General features: G+C 41.1%; 20 protein-coding genes and 2 riboswitches. Of the genes, 14 read left to right on the forward strand and 6 right to left on the reverse strand.

The window, feature by feature from the left end; all coding sequences use genetic code 11:
* Nucleotides 1-29 precede the first annotated feature (29 nt).
* From BAE31_RS16055 to BAE31_RS19760, 4 genes are all read left to right on the forward strand, one after another.
* Entirely contained in the window at nt 30-1376 is a 1347-nt protein-coding gene (locus BAE31_RS16055; protein WP_087975544.1) for a TrkH family potassium uptake protein, read from the forward strand.
* Nucleotides 1377-1473: 97 nt separating this feature from the next.
* A complete protein-coding gene (locus BAE31_RS16060) occupies nt 1474-1992 on the forward strand; it encodes a DUF421 domain-containing protein (RefSeq protein WP_024426825.1) in 519 nt (172 codons plus the stop codon).
* Nucleotides 1993-1998: 6 nt separating this feature from the next.
* Nucleotides 1999-2163, forward strand: coding sequence for a hypothetical protein (locus tag BAE31_RS19755; RefSeq protein ID WP_087975542.1), 165 nt, complete (start codon nt 1999-2001; stop codon nt 2161-2163).
* Nucleotides 2156-2329 carry a hypothetical protein gene (locus BAE31_RS19760; RefSeq protein ID WP_162860202.1) on the forward strand — a complete coding sequence of 58 codons (174 nt, stop codon included), beginning with the start codon at nt 2156-2158 and terminating at the stop codon, nt 2327-2329. Before BAE31_RS19755 ends, BAE31_RS19760 begins: the two co-directional genes overlap by 8 nt.
* A 27-nt stretch (nt 2330-2356) precedes the next feature.
* Here BAE31_RS19760 and BAE31_RS16065 read toward each other — a convergent pair whose 3' ends face one another.
* Nucleotides 2357-3376, reverse strand: coding sequence for an acyltransferase family protein (locus tag BAE31_RS16065; RefSeq protein ID WP_024426826.1), 1020 nt, complete (start codon nt 3374-3376; stop codon nt 2357-2359).
* Nucleotides 3377-3669: 293 nt separating this feature from the next.
* Here BAE31_RS16065 and BAE31_RS16070 point away from each other — a divergent pair, with 293 nt between their 5' ends.
* From BAE31_RS16070 to BAE31_RS19765, 3 genes are all read left to right on the forward strand, one after another.
* Nucleotides 3670-5880 (forward strand): PAS domain-containing sensor histidine kinase, encoded by a 2211-nt coding sequence (locus tag BAE31_RS16070; protein ID WP_041106009.1) that lies wholly within the window; start codon nt 3670-3672, stop codon nt 5878-5880.
* A gap of 1 nt (nt 5881) precedes the next feature.
* Nucleotides 5882-6373, forward strand: coding sequence for a methylated-DNA--[protein]-cysteine S-methyltransferase (locus BAE31_RS16075; protein WP_041106011.1), 492 nt, complete (start codon nt 5882-5884; stop codon nt 6371-6373).
* A gap of 89 nt (nt 6374-6462) precedes the next feature.
* Nucleotides 6463-6600 carry a hypothetical protein gene (locus tag BAE31_RS19765; protein ID WP_165585032.1) on the forward strand — a complete coding sequence of 46 codons (138 nt, stop codon included), beginning with the start codon at nt 6463-6465 and terminating at the stop codon, nt 6598-6600.
* A gap of 24 nt (nt 6601-6624) precedes the next feature.
* Here BAE31_RS19765 and mtnA read toward each other — a convergent pair whose 3' ends face one another.
* The gene (mtnA, locus tag BAE31_RS16080) at nt 6625-7686 is read right to left on the reverse strand and encodes an S-methyl-5-thioribose-1-phosphate isomerase (RefSeq protein WP_041106013.1); all 1062 of its coding nucleotides are present in this window, start codon (nt 7684-7686) and stop codon (nt 6625-6627) included.
* A gap of 6 nt (nt 7687-7692) precedes the next feature.
* Nucleotides 7693-8886, reverse strand: a complete 1194-nt coding sequence (gene mtnK, locus BAE31_RS16085; protein ID WP_041106015.1) for an S-methyl-5-thioribose kinase — start codon at nt 8884-8886, stop codon at nt 7693-7695.
* 80 nt (nt 8887-8966) lie between these two features.
* Nucleotides 8967-9124: riboswitch (SAM riboswitch) on the reverse strand.
* Between the two features lie 164 nt (nt 9125-9288).
* On the opposite strand from mtnK, the gene BAE31_RS16090 reads away from it, so the two are divergent.
* From BAE31_RS16090 to BAE31_RS16115, 6 genes are all read left to right on the forward strand, one after another.
* A complete protein-coding gene (locus tag BAE31_RS16090; RefSeq protein ID WP_076840942.1) occupies nt 9289-10479 on the forward strand; it encodes a pyridoxal phosphate-dependent aminotransferase in 1191 nt (396 codons plus the stop codon).
* Between the two features lie 44 nt (nt 10480-10523).
* A riboswitch (SAM riboswitch) is annotated at nt 10524-10625 on the forward strand.
* A gap of 102 nt (nt 10626-10727) precedes the next feature.
* Nucleotides 10728-11948 (forward strand): 2,3-diketo-5-methylthiopentyl-1-phosphate enolase, encoded by a 1221-nt coding sequence (gene mtnW, locus BAE31_RS16095; protein ID WP_076840943.1) that lies wholly within the window; start codon nt 10728-10730, stop codon nt 11946-11948.
* Nucleotides 11948-12643: a 2-hydroxy-3-keto-5-methylthiopentenyl-1-phosphate phosphatase gene (locus BAE31_RS16100; protein ID WP_041106021.1), complete on the forward strand. Its 696-nt coding sequence runs from the start codon at nt 11948-11950 to the stop codon at nt 12641-12643. Before mtnW ends, BAE31_RS16100 begins: the two co-directional genes overlap by 1 nt.
* A complete protein-coding gene (locus BAE31_RS16105) occupies nt 12607-13245 on the forward strand; it encodes a methylthioribulose 1-phosphate dehydratase (protein WP_041106023.1) in 639 nt (212 codons plus the stop codon). Before BAE31_RS16100 ends, BAE31_RS16105 begins: the two co-directional genes overlap by 37 nt.
* Nucleotides 13246-13261: 16 nt before the next feature.
* Nucleotides 13262-13792, forward strand: coding sequence for a 1,2-dihydroxy-3-keto-5-methylthiopentene dioxygenase (locus BAE31_RS16110; protein WP_076840944.1), 531 nt, complete (start codon nt 13262-13264; stop codon nt 13790-13792).
* A gap of 300 nt (nt 13793-14092) precedes the next feature.
* A complete protein-coding gene (locus BAE31_RS16115; protein WP_034322108.1) occupies nt 14093-14335 on the forward strand; it encodes an aspartyl-phosphate phosphatase Spo0E family protein in 243 nt (80 codons plus the stop codon).
* A gap of 46 nt (nt 14336-14381) precedes the next feature.
* Here the strand turns inward: BAE31_RS16115 and BAE31_RS16120 are convergent, their stop codons facing one another.
* Entirely contained in the window at nt 14382-15887 is a 1506-nt protein-coding gene (locus BAE31_RS16120) for an ATP-binding protein (protein ID WP_041106028.1), read from the reverse strand.
* Nucleotides 15888-16091: 204 nt separating this feature from the next.
* Between BAE31_RS16120 and mhqR the strand changes: the two genes are divergently transcribed.
* Nucleotides 16092-16547, forward strand: a complete 456-nt coding sequence (gene mhqR / locus BAE31_RS16125) for a MarR family transcriptional regulator MhqR (RefSeq protein ID WP_034281539.1) — start codon at nt 16092-16094, stop codon at nt 16545-16547.
* Between the two features lie 192 nt (nt 16548-16739).
* Here the strand turns inward: mhqR and motB are convergent, their stop codons facing one another.
* Nucleotides 16740-17510, reverse strand: coding sequence for a flagellar motor protein MotB (motB, locus tag BAE31_RS16130; RefSeq protein WP_024424679.1), 771 nt, complete (start codon nt 17508-17510; stop codon nt 16740-16742).
* Nucleotides 17503-18297, reverse strand: coding sequence for a flagellar motor stator protein MotA (gene motA / locus BAE31_RS16135; protein WP_024424680.1), 795 nt, complete (start codon nt 18295-18297; stop codon nt 17503-17505). The genes motB and motA overlap by 8 nt, the downstream gene beginning before the upstream one ends.
* Nucleotides 18298-18512: the final 215 nt, after the last annotated feature.

Here is an 18512-nt window from a genome sequence, read left to right on the forward strand (position 1 = left end):
CGAAAAGATAGATAAAAGAAGGAATGAAAATGAATCCTATAAAAAAGCTAATTGACCGGCTGTCAGCGTTTCAGTTGATTGCCCTTTATTATTTTCTTGCTGTGACCGTGTCGTTTATTCTTCTCAGCCTGCCAGTGGCTCATCAAGAGGGAGTCAAATGGACGTTCATTGATGCCTTGTTTACAGCGGTAAGTGCTGTAAGTGTTACAGGACTGACTGTTGTCGACACCTCACAAACATTTAGTGTGGCAGGGATGTGGATCCTTGCGTTTGTTCTGCAAATCGGAGGCATCGGCATTATGACGCTCGGTACCTTTGTATGGCTTGTCATGCGGAAAAGAATTGGAATTAAAGAAAGAAAGCTGATCATGGCAGATCAAAACCAAAGCAATTTATCTGGAATTGTGAAACTAATGAAGCAGGTCTTATATTTAATTTTGCTGATTGAGTTTGTCGGCGGCCTGATTTTAAGCATGTATTATCTCAAGTATTACGATGTGCAAAGCGCTTTCTTACATGGCTTCTTCTCAAGTATTAGTGCGACAACCAATGGGGGCTTCGATATTACAGGGAGTTCTCTTATCCCTTACAAAGATGATTATTTCGTTCAGTTTATTACGATGCTGCTGATCATCTTTGGAGCGATTGGCTTTCCTGTACTTGTGGAAGTGAAGGATTATTTGTTCAATCAGGATCGAAAGCACGCATCGTTCTCATTGTTTACAAAAATCACAACGCTCACATTCGGCGGCCTTGTCGTTGTCGGAGCGATTGGAATCTATGCACTTGAAGCAGGGTTTAGCTTCGTAGGGAAAAGCTGGCACGAAATCTTGTTCTATTCTTTATTTCAATCGACTGCAACAAGAAGCGGGGGGCTGACAACGTTAGATATTACACAGCTGACGGAACCGACGCTTTTATTTTTATGTATGCTCATGTTTATCGGGGCTTCCCCAAGCTCTGTGGGGGGCGGAATTCGGACAACTACGTTTGCCCTTAATTTACTCGCCTTGTTTCATTTTGCTAGGGGAAATAAGTCCATTAAAATATTCAAGAGAGAGCTTCATCAAGCGGATATTAATAAATCCCTTATGGTAACCATGATGGCCTTTATTTTGGTCTTTGGCGCTACGTTCCTGTTATCCTTAACAGAGCATAATACACTTCTTGAAAATTTATTTGAAGTTTGCTCTGCTTTCGGAACAACGGGGCTGTCGCTTGGGATCACCTCAGATCTCACTGTGTTCGGTAAATGTATCATCATGGTGGTCATGTTTATTGGCCGGATCGGCATTCCAAGCTTTTTATATTTAATAGGCCGAAGAGAAAGCGAAGCAAATTATCATTATCCGAAAGAGCGCGTGATCATTGGCTAAACAGCATTCAAATGGAATGCTGTTTTTTTATTTCCATTATCTAACTGGCTAAATCACATGAGATGTTCGCAATCTATAGGTAAGAGGTGAATGAGACGTGCTGGATGTAATATGGAAAGCAATTGTCATGCTGCTAGTTGGTACCTTGCTGCTGAGAATAGCAGGGCCTAAATCCATTAGTCAATTAACTGTGCAACAAACAGTGATTATGATTTCAATCGGATCGATTATTATCCAACCCTTTATTGAGCATAATTTACTTGAAACGATTTATGCTGCCTCTACATTTATCATTGCACTCGTCATCATGGAAAAATTGTCTATCCGATCTGATTTCTTTGAAAAATTGGTTTCAGGGAAATCTGTGGTCATTTTGCAGGATGGAGCAATGCTTGATCACAAGCTGAAGAAAACGAGGCTCACAAGGGATGAATTCAAAATGCGTTTAAAGCAGCAAGGCATCACTGACATCAGCAGTCTCAAAAAAGCCACGCTAGAAGCCAATGGACAAATTGGCTATGAGTTAAAACCTGAGGAAAAGCCAGTGACGGTCAAGCAAATGAAGGAACTCCTTGACCAATTAAGAGAAGAACTAAACCTGTCAAAAAAGGACTGAATGCAGATGAAAAGAAAAGCAGCGAAAAATGAAGCATTAACAAATAATATGACGCCGACAGAAAGCATGGCACATGATCAAGGACAAACTCAATTTGACGAACAATCAAGAGATCGTCAGGCAAACCGAAATTCTCATAAAGGGAAACAAGGGGGAGCATCTCGTGACTAAGAAGCATGTAAAGAGCAAAGAGATGAAGGACCATAAAAAGCCAATGGACCCAGATATTTTAGAAGAGGAATTTGGCAGTGAGCTTGGAGATATTAACAGCAGCAAATGGATTGATACATTGGTGAAGCCAAAGAAAGATGCTGCATGTCAGCAGAATAAGAAATAGAAAAAACGATCCATGAAGGATCGTTTTTTATTTGATATAACTCCCTTGCCTGCCAGTGATCGTTCGCATGAGATGGGTCATTTTGAGCTCGATCACTGGCTGTGCAACGGTTTTGACAAAAGTGCTAGACAGGGTAAAGGTTAACAGAATGGTCAGCAGCAATAAAATGAGTACACTTGCTGCATTTAGCGCCCAGTCATCAAACCAAGTGGTTCTTAGCAGCTTGATCACAAAGCCGTGTAATAAATAAACATATAACGTTCTTGTTCCCCATTTTGTAAAGAAGAAACGGCGTGTTGGAACTAATGCAAAGAAGCTGAATGTAGCGCCAAATGCAAGCAAATACCATGCCATTCGTTTCATCGCCGCAATCATTCCTTCATCTCCAAGAGAAGCATACGACTTTGAGCCAAATAAGAAGGAATAATCAAATTCATAGAAGTAGCAAAACAGGAACACAGCCATTAATACAAAAAGTGCTGCCAGCTTTCCTTTGCTTGTACGGATGAATTCAAAATGCTGCTTTTTTAAATAGAATCCAGCTAAAAACATAGGCAAAAAGACAAACGTACGTGATAAGCTGAGTGTATCACTGATGCTGTCCACATAACCGACAAGTAATGCAATCGATAAACTGACGATCATCGCCCAGTGGAACGGCAGTTTTGAAAAAGGAATGAGCAGCAAGTTCCAAAAGAATAAACTAATTAAAAACCATAAGGACCATTGCGGATCAATTGGATTTAAATTGGCCATGCTTTGATCCTGTAATAGATAATAGTAAACCGAATAGATCACCTGAAAGATTAAATATGGGATGATCAGCTTAACGGCGACTTTTTTCATAAAGCCAGGTTTTCTAAACCCTTTTGCAAAAAAGCCAGAAACTAAAATAAAGGCGGGCATGTGAAAGGTATAAATAAACTTGTATAAATAGAGCATCCAGTCATTATCATGAATGAATGATCGTAACAAATGACCAAAAACAACTAGAAAAATCAGAAGGAATTTCGCATTATCAAAATAACTATCTCGTGAAGATGCCATAACATCACCTTTCCTGCTCGATTTCGAACATAAATGTTCTAAGTGCACTGTTCCCTTATTTGCCTCATTCTAAAATACATTTTGGCTTAATTCGCTATTTGATGTGAAATTGTAGAACGGTTGTAAAAGAAGCGTAAGAAAAGTGAATCGTTATACAATCCTGTCATCCAAATGAAATAAATGAGACAGTCTTCGTGTAAAAAGTTATCTTTTTTTATGAGTCGAATGAAGGAACAATGAAAATATTGTAGAAATATTGTAGAGGAATGAGGCTGGAAAAGGAGTGTAAGAGAATGACTGAAACGCTCGATGGCAATAGGTTAACTCCTGCGGGAGATATCAGAAAATTAGAAAAAGAGAACGAATATTTGCGAACTGAGTTGATGCAGCAAAAAATGCTGTTAAATAAGACGCTAGATGCCATTTTTATATTTGATCAGCACCTCAACATCATCCAAGCCAACGAAGCAACATGCAGGCTTGTCCAGACACCGAAAGAAGACCTCCTCAATAAATCCGTTCTAGATTTCCTATACGGCATCCCGAAAGATAAAATTGAATGCTCACTCGATCTATTTTTTCGAAAAGGTACGTTAAAAAGAGAAATCTCCATTCAGCTGGAAAATGGCGAAACAAAATACATTGAATTTGTCGCAGAGCACGACACCATGAATCAGCAGTATATAGTGGTTATGCGAGATATTTCATCAAAGAAAATATTAGAACGAGAACGCTCCATGAATGAGCAGCTGTTCAAAGATTTGTTTGACCGAGCCATTGACGGGATGGTCATTTTTGATCAGGATGGCTGCATGATTGATGCGAATCATTCTTTTTGTCAGAGCTTTGAGCTGCAAAAGACTGATTTAACCGATCGCTATTTACATGAATTTGTCGAAGAAGAAAATCTTCCCGCCTTGCAGCACCTTTTAACGTCACTTAAAGAAACAGGGAAAGCAAAGGGGGAGCTTCCTGTTACCCTTCAATCTGGCCAGCAAAAACTATTTGAACTCACCATCACATCAAATGTGATGAGTGGTTTTTATATGTCCATCATGCGGGATATTACAGAAAAAAGACTGATGGAAGAGAAGCTGTTAAAAAGTGAAGAACGCTTTAGAGAAATTTTCGAAAATGCAATGGATGCCATCATCATATGGGCGGACGATGGAGAGATTGTGAGAGCCAATGAATCAGCCTGCCGAATTTTTGAATTACCTATGCACTCGCTCATTGGCAAAAAACTTACCGACTTTCTCGTCAAATCTGATAAGAGATATAGACCAACAAGAAGACGCTATATCCGGAATCATGAAATAAGGGAAGAGCTATTGTTCAAAATGGCAAATGGACAGTATAAAGAGCTTGAGTTTACATCAAAGCATGCGGTATTAGAAGGACAGCACTTAACCATTTTACGTAATGTAAGTGATCGAAAAAGAATGGAGCAGGAGCTGCGCGAAAGTGAGCTCAAATTCCGCAAAGTATTTAATGGATCAATGGACGGCATTGTTCTTTTTGATAATCAATACCGAATCATTGAAGTCAATCCATCTGCCAGCGAGCTGCTTCAATTGAAGGACGATCATTTAACAGAAATGAATCTTTTCCACATCCTTGCCCCTTATCAAATAGAAAATTTAGCTCAGCCTGCCGAGGCGATGTCATTAGATGAAATGGATAATGAGGTTCCGTTTGTACTGAACCATCCAGATCAGCGTATCTTGGAATTCTCTTTTAAACGCAACATTATTCATAATATGAATTTGGCGATCTTTAGAGATGTGACAGAGCGGAAGGAATTAGAAGAGCGGGTGAGAAAATCAGATACCCTTCATGTGGTCGGAGAGCTTGCCGCTGGAATTGCTCATGAAATTAGAAACCCGATGACAGCATTAAAAGGCTTCATTCAGCTGTTAAAAGGAAATATAGAAGGGGAGTATTCGCTCTATTTCAATGTCATCACATCAGAGCTGAAAAGAATTGAATCCATCATCACTGAATTTTTGATTCTAGCAAAACCGCAAGCCATTGTATATGAAGAAAAAAATGTGGTGCAAATTGTGAAAGACACGATGGATCTTCTGCACGCACAGGCGAATCTTGGCAATGTTCAAATGCATCTCAATGTGCTGGATGAGATTCCGCTCATTTATTGTGAACAAAACCAATTAAAGCAGGTCTTTATTAACATTTTAAAAAATGCAATTGAAGTCATGCCGCGCAAAGGAAATGTCTATGTGAGCATTCAACGGAAGGGCGAGGAGCATATTGTTATTTCACTGCGTGATGAAGGCTGCGGAATGACAGAAGATAAGCTAAAGCGTCTAGGTGAGCCTTTTTATACAACGAAAGAAAGAGGAACTGGACTTGGGTTAATGGTTAGTTATAAAATTATTGAAGAGCATCAAGGAACCATTGAGGTAGAAAGTGAGGAAGGCGTGGGAACCGTCTTCCATCTCACGCTACCACTTAGGCAGCAGAAACAAGAAGGAGAGCAGTAACGTGTATTATACCGTCTATCACGCACCCATCGGGGATTTATACATACTAGAAAAGGACGGTGCCATCATCGAGGTGATGTTTGATGATGAACCGTTTTTAGCAAAAAAGCAGGCAGCGAATCTAAAGCAAGCAGATACGCCTGTCTTACAAGAAGCGAAAAAACAGCTAGATGAATATTTCAAAGGTGAGCGGCAAGTATTCGATCTCCCGCTCAAGCAAACAGGTTCTCCGTTCCAAGAGCAGGTGTGGGGAGCATTGTCGGCCATACCATATGGTGAATCAAAAAGCTATGCAGACATTGCAGAAGCGATTGGCAATCCAAAGGCTGTAAGAGCCATCGGACAAGCTAACAGACGAAATGCATTACCTATTTTTATCCCATGTCACAGGGTGATTGGAAAAGACCGGTCTCTGACGGGCTATGCAGGATCGAAGACAGACATGAAAGCGGTCCTCCTTGAATTAGAAGGCGTCCCATTTGTTCAAAAATAAATCGATTGACCTGTTCCAAATGTTTGTTAAGCGACATATCCTTTTATTAAGCTAAAAAAGTTGGTCAAGGGAAAAAGGAGGGCGCTGGCATGTTTTGGGGCAAAAAAGGTAAAATGTATGCCGTTACGTCACTATGTGTCAAAATGAACGTTTTGACAGAAGAACAAAAAAAAGAAATCTTAACAAAAACGAATCAAGAACCAAAAAAGCGCGGTGCTCTTAAATGACAAGAACACGGCGCTTTTTTGCGATCATTGGGAGATGCTTTCGGCGAAAAGAGCATCAATCTCTTCTGCATAGTTCGATGTGATAATTCCCTTTTCTGTAATGATGCCTGAAATAAGATGATGAGGAGTGACATCAAAGGCGGGATTGAATACCTGAACATCAGGCGGTGCGATGGGGACGCCGTTTAATTCCTTTACTTCCAGCGGGTCGCGCTCTTCAATTGGAATATCTGACCCGTCGCGGGTGGATACATCAAAGGTTGAAAGCGGTGCTGCTACAAAAAACGGAATGTTAAAATGCTTGGCTAGAACGGCAAGACCTAACGTTCCAATCTTATTTGCTGTATCTCCATTACGGGCGATACGGTCAGCTCCAACAATGACAGCAGAAATTTGCTTTTCCTTCATCGTATGGGCTGCCATGTTATCTGTAATGAGCGTCACATCCACGCCGCCTTGCATAAGCTCCCATGTAGTCAGACGAGCACCTTGAAGAACAGGGCGTGTTTCACATGCATAAATGTGAAGATCAAGATTTTTCTTTTTGGCTAAATAAAAAGGAGCAAGGGCTGTTCCGTACCGGCTCGTTGCGATGGAGCCTGCATTACAAATGGTCATGATACGGTCACCTGATTTAAAGAGCTGAAGAGCATTTTGACCGATTTGTCTGCATGTTTCTTCATCTTCTATTTGAATTTGAATGGCTTCATGGACAAGGTCTGTTTTGGCTGCATTCACTGATGCTGCACGCTGAATGCGCTGCAGCAGCCGGTCTAATGCCCAGGCGAGGTTCACAGCGGTTGGACGAGCACTGTTTAAATATTCTTTGATTCGATTGACTTCTTGTTTAAACACATCCATTTCTTCTGTCTCAATGGCTTGTGCACTAAGCGCCAGCCCAAAAGCTGCTGTAATGCCAATCGCAGGCGCTCCGCGTACTTTTAATGACACAATCGCATCATACACATCTTCTTTCGTATATAAATGCTCAAATACGGTTTCGGCCGGTAATTTTTGCTGATTTAAAATGTGAATACGGTTTTCTTCCCATTCGACAGAACGGGGGACTTCAAATTCTTTTGACAAAACCCGTCACTCCTTTACAGATGGCTGGAATAATGCGACGAGATCAGACGCTGTTTCCACTGTATGATATTGTTTGATAAATGTTTTTCCAAGTGTCAGTGCTGCTTTTTTCTGCTGAATTCGTCTAGTTGGTGATGGAATCGCATCAAGATCAGCGGCATGAGCAAGACCAATTGTTCGGCGGACAAGCTCACAGCCGGCAAAGCCTGTCGCTTCTTTTAAAATCCGGTCAAAGGTTGTTTCTAAAAAGCTGTCCGATACACTAAACGCTTCAATGCTGTCCTCTTTCCAAGCTTTTGTGAACACTTCTTTGAATGTTGCCCATACATTGACGACATGGTCAAAAAGGTGCTGCTGCTCGTGTTCATTCTCGCGAGATAAAGCATTCAGGAACAAATTGGCGATAAAGTGGCCGATATCGAATCCAAAGGGACCGTAAAACGCGAATTCTGGATCAATGATTTTCGTTTCAGTCTCATTTGCGAAAATACTGCCTGTATGAAGATCTCCATGAACCAATGTTTCAGCTGAAGTCAGGAAGATACGCTTCAATTCCGCTGCTTTGGCTTGCAGCTCAAGATCTGCCCAAAGCGCTTCTGCTGATTCTCTTAATTCTTCTTCGAAGTCATTTGTTTCACTATTAAAGAAAGGGTCTGTGAAGACGAGTTTTTCTGTAATATCACACAGGTCAGGGTTCGTAAATTGCTTCACAAATTGTTTTTTGATTTTAGGATTTGTAGCAAAGTCAGATGTGTAAAAAAGTGTTTTTCCTAAAAATTCTCCAACATGATCAGATAAATGCGGATATTGTTTTCCGGCAATTAGCCCTTTTCTGACGATTTCTAAGTGAGAGAGATCCTCCATGGCTGTCACTGCAAGAGCTGTATCTGAATAATAGACTGCTGGTACGAGGTGCGGCGCATATTCTGACTGCTTGATCAGGGCGGCACTTTCAATTCTTGCCCGGTCTAATGTAAGCGGCCAGCTCTCCCCAACCACCTTTGCATAAGGCAGCGCCTGCTTGATGATCAATCCTTTTTCTTGTTTGTGATCATAAATATGAAAGACGTAATTTAAATTCCCGTCACCAATTTCAGTACATGTCAAATGACTGCTTTCTTGGATCAAGCCAAGTCTAATTGCGAGTGCAACTGCCGAGCTTTCTGTTAGTTCTTCATATGATGCCGTAAGTGTAACCAATTGCTTCCCCTCCAAATCATATAAAAAAGCCTCTTTCTCCTGAGAGAAAGAGGCTTGATGGTGTGTATGCTCAAAGCCTCTCTTATCTCTCAGCACATACGTCTGATGGAATTAGCACCGTGCCCTATAAGACAATTGTCTTGGCGCGTTACTTGCTGCGCCCCACTTCACAGTGGTATTAACGGTCGGTTGCTGTTGGGGTCAAAAGGCCAAATCCCTCGCCCAACTCTCGATAAGAGAAATCAATATGTAATTGTTTCGTGTCTGTTTGCATTTCTTAATTCAAGATATTATCAGAGCGGCGCTTTACATGTCAATCTTTTTTCAAAATTGCTTTACAATTCATAAAACAATCCATTACAGTGATTGTATTGTCACGTAACTTGAATAGAAGGTGAAGAAATGGAATTCCAGCAATCAGATGTGTTGAAACAATTACCGAAACAATTTTTTGCTTCCCTTGTCCAAAAGGTGCAGAAAAAAGTGCAGGAAGGGGCAGATATCATTAATTTGGGGCAGGGAAATCCTGATCAGCCAACGCCTCCGCACATTGTAAAAGCCATGCAGCAAGCGGTAGCAAAACCTGAAAATCATCAATACTCCTCATTCCGTGGAACAGCGAAATTAAAAAAGGCTGCTGCCGCTTTTTATGAAAGAGAATATGGCGTCACACTTGATCCAAAGACGGAAATTGCGATTTTATTTGGCGGGAAAGCAGGGCTTGTTGAGCTGCCGCAATGCCTGCTGAATCCGGGTGATACGCTTCTTGTCCCTGATCCTGGCTATCCTGATTATTGGTCAGGCGCTGTGCTTGCTGGAGCGCATATGGTAACTATGCCACTTCTTGAGAAAAATGATTTTTTACCTGACTACGATTTGCTGCCTGAGGATGATAAGAAAAAGGCAAAATTAATGTACTTAAATTACCCCAACAATCCGACGGGGTCTACGGCAAACCGTTCATTTTTTGAAGAAACCGTTACATTTGCGAAAGATCACAAACTATGTGTTGTCCATGATTTTGCATATGGCGGCATTGGCTTTGATGGAGAAAAGCCGCTTAGCTTTCTGCAAATAGAGGGAGCGAAAGAGACGGGAATAGAAATTTACACATTGTCTAAAACGTACAATATGGCAGGGTGGAGAGTAGGATTTGCAGCTGGAAATGCATCTGTTATTGAAGCAATTGAGCTTTATCAGGATCATCTGTTTGTCTCTCTGTTTAAAGCCACTCAAGATGCAGCAGCGGAAGCTCTATTAAGCGATCAAACGTGCGTACAGGTGCAAAATGATCGATATGAGAAAAGGCGGAATGTGTGGATTTCTGCCTGCAAAGAAATTGGCTGGGAAGTCAGTGCACCAAAGGGATCATTTTTTGCTTGGTTAAAGGTGCCGGAAGGATATACATCTGAAGCCTTTTCTGACTTATTATTAGAGAAGGCACATGTTGTTGTTGCGCCAGGTAATGGCTTTGGTGCGCACGGGGAAGGGTACGTGCGAGTAGGACTTCTAACAAGTGAGGAGCGGTTACAAGAAGCCGCTCAGCGCATCGCTGCCTTGAAGCTGTTTGAAAAAAAGCCATTGACAACATAAAAAAATGGTGCGATAATTCAGGCAATATTTAAGAAAATTGAATATTCTTATCAAGAGTAGGCAGAGGGACTAGCCCAATGAAGCCCGGCAACCGACTTCCATGAAGCACGGTGCTAATTCTTGCAGCAAGCGCTGAGAGATAAGATTCGGACGAATGACACGAAACAACCTCTTTAAGGCGCTCAAGAAGCACTTGAAGAGGTTTTTTTATTGAACATATGCATGACGCAATCGAAAGGGGATTCCTAGTGAGTGAATTACTGGCAACATACGTATTAACACATCGAGAGGATGAACAAATAAATCGAAAAGCGGAGCAGATCGCGCTTGGTTTAACAGTTGGATCATGGACGGATTTGCCGCAGCTCAAAAAGGAGCAGCTTCAAAAGCATAAAGGCCGAGTTGAAAAAGTATCAGAAAAGGCTGCTCCAGCCGAAAATGGTCTTTATCAATCAGAGGTGACCATTGCTTATCCTGAGGCAAACTTTTCAGCTGATTTACCAGCTGTTTTCACGACGATTTTTGGAAAGCTTTCACTAGACGGAAAAGTGAAGCTAGTCGATATCCAATTTTCTGAAGAATTTAAAAAAAGCCTGCCAGGACCTGTATTTGGAATTGATGGCATACGAAAAAAGGTAGGCGTGTTTGATCGTCCATTATTGATGAGTATTTTTAAAGGCGTTATCGGCCGTGATTTGCAGGATTTAAAAGAGCAGCTCCGTTTACAGGCATTAGGCGGGGTTGACTTCATCAAAGACGATGAAATTTTATTTGAAAGTCCATTAGCTCCTTTTGAAGAGCGAATCAAAGAAGGAAAAGCGATTTTAAAAGAAACCTATGAAGAGACAGGACACCGCACGCTGTATGCTGTCAATTTAACGGGCAGAACCTTTGACCTGAAGGATCGAGCGAGAAAGGCCGCTGAACTTGGGGCGGATGCGCTCTTATTCAATGTATTTGCTTACGGCCTTGATGTCATGCAAAGCCTAGCTGAGGACCCAGACATTCCACTGCCGATTATGGCGCATCCCGCTGTGAGTGGTGCTTTGACATCCTCTCCTGAATATGGATTCTCGCATTCTCTTCTTTTAGGCAAATTAAATCGATATGCTGGCGCTGATTTGAGCCTTTTTCCCTCACCTTATGGGTCGGTTGCACTTCCGAAAAAAGATGCCCTTGGAATCTATGAAGCTTGCGTGAAAGAGGATACGGTTCAAAAAACATTCCCTGTCCCGTCAGCAGGCATTCATCCAGGAATGGTTCCAGTATTGATAAAAGATTTTGGAATTGATCATGTGATAAATGCAGGTGGAGGCATTCACGGACATCCGCGCGGAGCCATCGGCGGAGGGCAAGCATTTCGATCGATCATTGATGCAGTGATTCACGAAGAGTCCATCCGAGATAAGGCGGCTTCCTGCCAAGACTTAAAAGCGGCACTTGATCTTTGGGGAAGGGTAGCAGAATAATGAAAAAACCAATTGTATGCTGTGATTTTGATGGAACAATTACAAAAAATGATAATATCATCCGCATCATGAAACAGTTTGCACCAAGTGAATGGACGAAGCTGAAGGATGGTGTCCTGTCAAAGGAAATCACCATTCAAGAAGGTGTCGGGCAGATGTTTCAATTACTGACAAGTGATCAGAAGGAAGCCATTCAATCATTTATTTTAGAGGATACAGAGATTCGAGAAGGGTTTAAGCAATTTGTGGATGAAGTAAAAAAAGCAGACATTCCTTTCTATGTACTTAGCGGCGGTATGGACTTTTTTGTCTACCCTATCCTCGAAGGCATTGTCGATCGAGACGATATTTATTGCAACCATGCATCATTTGGGGAAGACCATATTCAGATTGAATGGCCGCATGCCTGCGATACGCAATGTCAAAATGGCTGCGGATGCTGCAAGCCCTCAATCATTCGAAAGCTGACTCATGAGGATGACTTCATCATCATGATCGGAGATTCAGTGACTGATGTGGAGGCGGCGAAGCATGCGGATCTTACGTTTGCGCGAGACTACTTGCTCAATGAATGTCAAGAGCTCGGGCTCGTACATAAGGAGTATGACACATTTATTGATCTACACGCGCAATTTGTTCAAATAAAGGAAGTGAAGGAATGGCAGACGCAAAGAGCAAACGCTGGCAGGAGCTAGCAGACGTTAAACGTGAACTGGCCAAAAGAGACTGGTTTTTCGGAACAAGTGGTAATTTATCGATCAAGGTGTCGGATGATCCAATCACGTTTTTGGTGACGGCAAGCGGCAAAGATAAACGAAAAGAAACAAACGAAGATTTTGTGCTAGTAAATGCGGCAGGCCAGCCCCATCATCCGAACGAGCCGCTTAGACCATCAGCTGAAACACTGCTTCACACATACGTGTATGAACAGACGAAAGCAGGCTGCTGCCTCCATGTCCATACAATTGATAATAATGTGATGTCAGAGCTGTACGGGGATAAGGGAGAGATTCGTTTTAAAGGCAACGAAATCATCAAAGCGCTTGGTTATTGGGAAGAGGATGCAGAAGTGTCGATTCCGATTATTGAAAATCCAGCTCATATTCCGCAGCTTGCAGAGCAATTTGCCAAACATCTGACACTAGAGGCGTCATCTGGTGCTGTACTCATTCGCAATCATGGCATTACGGTCTGGGGAAAAACAGCCTTTGAAGCAAAACGAGTATTAGAAGCATATGAATTTTTATTTAGCTATCACTTAAAATTAGCGCTTTATCAACAGCAGCTTGTAAGATAAAAAGGAGGAAAAGCACATGGCGACGATTTTGATTCATAACGAAGAGAACACATTACTGGAAAGCGAGCAAGAGGTAGCATCATATTTAGAAAACCAAGGGGTCATTTATGAGCATTGGGATATTGAAAAGCTGCCAAACCGTTTATCAGAAAAGTATGATTTAACTGATGAGGAAAAGGAAGAGATTTTGACTGTTTTCCAAAAGGAAATCCAAAGTATTTCTGAAAAAAGAGGGTACAAAGCGCAGGATGTCATTTCATTATCTGATGCCACGCCAAATCTTGATGAGCTGCTTCAAAACTTTAAACGTGAGCATCACCATACAGATGATGAAGTACGCTTTATTGTGAGCGGGCACGGAATCTTTGCTATTCAAGGCAAGGATGGCGTCTTTTTTGATGTGAGATTGAATCCAGGTGATTTAATTTCTGTTCCGCCAAACATTCGTCATTACTTTACACTTCAAGAGGATCGCAAAGTGGTCGCAGTTCGCATATTTGTCACAACTGAGGGCTGGGTGCCAATTTACGAGCAAGAAACGGTTTAATGATAGAGCTGATCATTCCGCATGAGGTGGAAGATCAGCTTTTTTTTAGGAAATTAGACATAAAATGAGAAAGAAAATAGTTGATTTTGATCTTCTGCATAGGATAAAATTCTGTTTAATCAATGTGTCAGTCCTGTCCAAATTTGAAGTTTACCCCCAAATTTGATTGGGTAAAAGGTCTTTAGGCTGTAAAAAATTAAATAAAATAAGCATATTTCATTTAATTTACAAATAAAGTATAATTTTGGTGTCGGATCATTTTGAGCATAGACAGTCGAAATCATTGCGGGAGCTGAGATCATGAATATTTATGTAAGGAAAGAACAATTGCTGATGTCCATTGATGAGAAGAGAAAACAAATGGTAGAAGCTGCTCAAGTGGAAGGTTACACTGGTGAGACGACAATTAAATATAGTCAAGAACTGGACAACCTGATGAATGAGTATCAGCATCTTCTTTTTCATGAGAAACAATCTGCCCCCTCCTTTCATGATCTTGTGTCTCAAATGAGTCTTTTATCTGTGAACCGCCCCTCTTATTGACATGAAAAACCGGTCTTGCATAAGCAAAACCGGCTGACATCTTCAGTTATGCTGAGTGAGCAGAAGGAAGCATGATCATGACAGTCGTTCCTTTATTCACTTCGCTATGAATATCAATTGTTCCGCCATACATCGAAATGATTCGTTTACACACGACAAGCCCAAGACCTGTGCCTTTTTCCTTCGACGTAATAAAGGGGAGGAAGATGTGCTTTAACATCTCTTCTGGTATGCCTTCACCTGTATCCTCTACTTTAATGATGACATGTTCTTTTTCAGCTTCGATCACAATCTTCAAATGACCGCCGTTTGGCATCGCTTCTAAAGAGTTTTTTGCTACATTTAAAACGACTTGTTTAATATGATCCTTCGTGCAATACACGCCCACATCTTGAATCGTATTGATTTGCAAATCCACTTCCACATTATAAAGGTTTGCCTCAGAGAAAACGATCGGCATGATCTCACTTACAATTTCTTTTACAGAGTTATTTTGCCATTTTTCTGCCGTTGGTTTTCCTAATACAAGAAATTCACTGACGATTTGGTTAATCCGTTTAATTTCTTCCTCGATGACAGAAAAATAGAGCTGATCTTCTTCTGAATGATACTTCTTTTGCAATAGCTGGATAAATCCGCTAATCCCTGTTAATGGGTTGCGAATTTCGTGTGCTGTACTTGCTGCGAGTGTTCCGATCAATTCAAGCTTTTGCGCTTCATTTTCATGACGCTCCTGCTGAGTTTGCCGCCTTAACACGATATATTGGACGAGTGTGAATAAAATATTTAATAAAATAAACGCACTGGATAAAGGGATGAGCATCACAGACAGCACTTCACTAGTTGAAGCACGCTGCGGAAAAACCTCCAGCTTCCAGCTGTTTTCATCTAAATATGTAGATACGGTGCTGCCGCCCTCGGGTACTGGCTGTGGACCGCTTGTAAACACGACATGTCCATTTTGATTCAGCATCTTAAAATGAAGATCAGGGTTCAATACATTCATAATATTTCTTAAATAATCAATTTGAATGGCGGCAATCAGTACATTGGTGACCTCTTCGTTTTCATCGAGAACAGGCACACAAATGGAGAGAATCCGCTGTTTTGTAATTCGGCTCACATAGTTGTCTGTGATCACGGTCTGCTTGGTCACTTGAATGCGTTTAAAGTAATCTCTGAATGATAGGTTGATTTTTTCTTTTAACGGGGTGGTGCTTGCTGTTACATTTCCTTTTTTGTCTAGGAGATACAGACCTGAAAAACGAGGTTCTTGTTTATAGATTTTCTCTAGGATGTTTTGTACTTTTTTCGTCTCAAGCGGCTGGTCAAATCCCATGGCAAGGGAAGTTAATCTCGCTTCTGTTTCACTTATTAAATAATTCATTTGGTTTTTGTGAATATTTAACATAAGTGTAGCGGTTTGTTTGTTCTTTAAATCGATTTTTTCAGTTTCTTTTTCGTAGATAAAATAACTAATGATTAGGGTTGGAAGCATGACCAAAATAAGGTAAAGCCTGATCTTCTTCCACAACCCTTTCAGTATACTCATCATTCATCGCTCCAACGTATTACCTAATAGACTTATTATAGCATTGAACCTATCTTTATTACGATGACTTGTGTGATTTTTAAAAAATTAGGTGATTCGTTCTGGTCTCATTTTCGTGCTAAAGATGGATCAAAATGTTGACATTTTACTTATTGTTTATTAATGTCACATTAGTGGGTTGCATTTCATAAAGGATGATAAAAAATGGAAAATCATAATGTTGAAAAATCATTGAAACTATTTATTGTATTATCACGTGCCTATCGCTCAATTAATCATCACATGAACAAACATATTGTGAAGCACGGGCTGAATCCAACTGAATTTGCTGTGCTAGAATTGCTGTATCATAAAGGTGATCAGCCGCTTCAGCAAATCGGTGATAAGATTTTACTTGCAAGCGGCAGCATCACGTATGTGGTCGATAAATTGGAGAAGAAAGAACTCCTCAGTCGCAAGGCTTGTGCAGAAGACCGCAGGGTGACATTTGCGCATATTACCAAGCAGGGACGAGCTTTGCTTGATGACATCTTCCCAGATCATGCGAAAGAAATTCATGAGATGATCAGTGTCCTGAGCGAAGAAGAGAAAGATGCCTGCATTGATATGCTCAAACATGTAGGGCTGCGTGCAAAGCATTTATATGATCATCAAGAATAAATAAAAAGGAAGCCGCTGGCTTCCTTTTCAGCGCGCAGGCAATCCCTCGCATTCGGCGTTAGTCCTGCGTGCCGGTGCTCGTTCCTAGACTGCAAAGGTATTCTATCACGCTGAAAAGAAGACAAAGGGCTAAAATAGAGATCATTTTAGCCCTTTGTCAACAATCTGTAAAGAAGCCGCTGGCTTCTTTTTTTATTTCGCTTTTTTCTCAATCGGTAAAATGAGTACTTCTACACGCCGGTTTTTACTTCTGCCTTCTGCTGTATCGTTTGAGGCAATCGGTTTGAATTCGCCGTATCCTTTTGTACTAAAGTTCTCTTGGTTTAGATTGCTGTTTTCAAGAAGGATATTTAAAAAATTCACAGCGCGAATGGCACTTAAATACCAGTTTGATTCAAATTCTGAATTTCTGATCGGTACATTATCTGTATGTCCGCTAATGACAATGTCACGAGCAGGATTAATGACGAGCAGTTTTGAGATTTCTTTTGCTAACGGGACATCTTGAGGGCGAATAACTGCCCGCCCAGAATCAAAAAAGATGCTGTCTTCAATCGTAATGAGAAGTCCTTCATCCGTAAGCTTTGTTTCGAGCTTGGCACCAAGTTTTTTATTTGCAATGAATGAATCGACCTGCTTTTTGACCTTTGTGAGAACCGCTTGGTCCCTAGCCTTTGCTTTGGCTTCTTCATCTTTCTCTTCCTCGGCTGCTTTCTTGACCTGGTTGCTGTTTTCTGTTTCTTCCGTGCTTTGCATGCTGGATTGATCCATAACACCGGTACCGCCAGTAAAAACTACATTAAAAGACTTAGCCATCTGTTCATATTTTGCCGCATCAATTGAACTAGATGCAAAAAGCACAATGAAGAGGGCGAGAAGAAGCGTCAGAAGATCGGCATAAGGGATAAGCCAAGATTCATCTACATGGTCTTCATGATCATGGTTTTTACGTTTCCTAGCCATTTTGATTTTCTCCTTCTTCAATGACAAGATTTGCACGTTCTTTTGCTGGTAAGTACATAAGAAGTTTTTGTTCAATGACTTTTGGAGACTGACCTTCAAGAACAGACAGAATACCTTCGATCATAATCAGACGAAGCTTTACTTCTTCCTTTGATTTACGCTTCAGCTTATTGGCAAATGGATGCCATAATACATACCCGGTAAAAATCCCAAGCAGCGTGGCGACGAAGGCAGCACTGATGGCATGTCCAAGTGCCTCAATATCTCCCATGTTGGCAAGTGCGGCAATAAGTCCGACAACGGCGCCAAGTACCCCTAGCGTCGGAGCGTATGTACCAGCTTGTGTAAAGATTAATGCACCTGACTGGTGTCTTTCAGACATGGCGTCAACTTCTTCTGTTAAGACGTCTCGAATAAATTCAGCACTTTGGCCGTCAACTGCCATGCTTAACCCGTTCTTTAGAAAATCATCATCGACTTCCTCAAGACTTGCTTCTAATGCCAAAAGACCTTCACGACGCGCAATTTGTGCCCAGTTTGAAAATAGAGGGATCATTTCTTGAATCGTTGGAAGCTGGCTGTCTTTGAAAATTTTGCCGAACAATTTTGGTGTTTTCTTAATTTCACTAGAAGGGAATGCGATGACAACAGCTGCAACCGTTCCAACAATGATGATTAATATAGCCGCCGGGTTGAGAAGAGCAGTTAGACTCACACCTTTCAAAACCATACCGACACCTAGTGCAATAAATGCTAAAATAATACCAATTAACGATGTTTTGTCCATTATCTCACCAAATCCTTTAACTATCTTTTTCTATAGTTAATATCGGTGTGTTCTAGAAGGGTTTTAGTCAGAATATAAAATTAAGACAGTTTCTGTGAAGAATTTTTGACGAAAGCGCTTTCTGAATATGTAAAAAGAAGAAACTCCCTTTCATATAAAGGGAGTCTCCATTTAATCATTTTGAGCTGGTTCATCTAAATGAAGCAGCTCTTTTA

This window comes from Bacillus sp. I-2 (assembly GCF_001974945.1).
Classification (GTDB): Bacteria; Bacillota; Bacilli; order Bacillales; family Bacillaceae; genus Bacillus; species Bacillus safensis.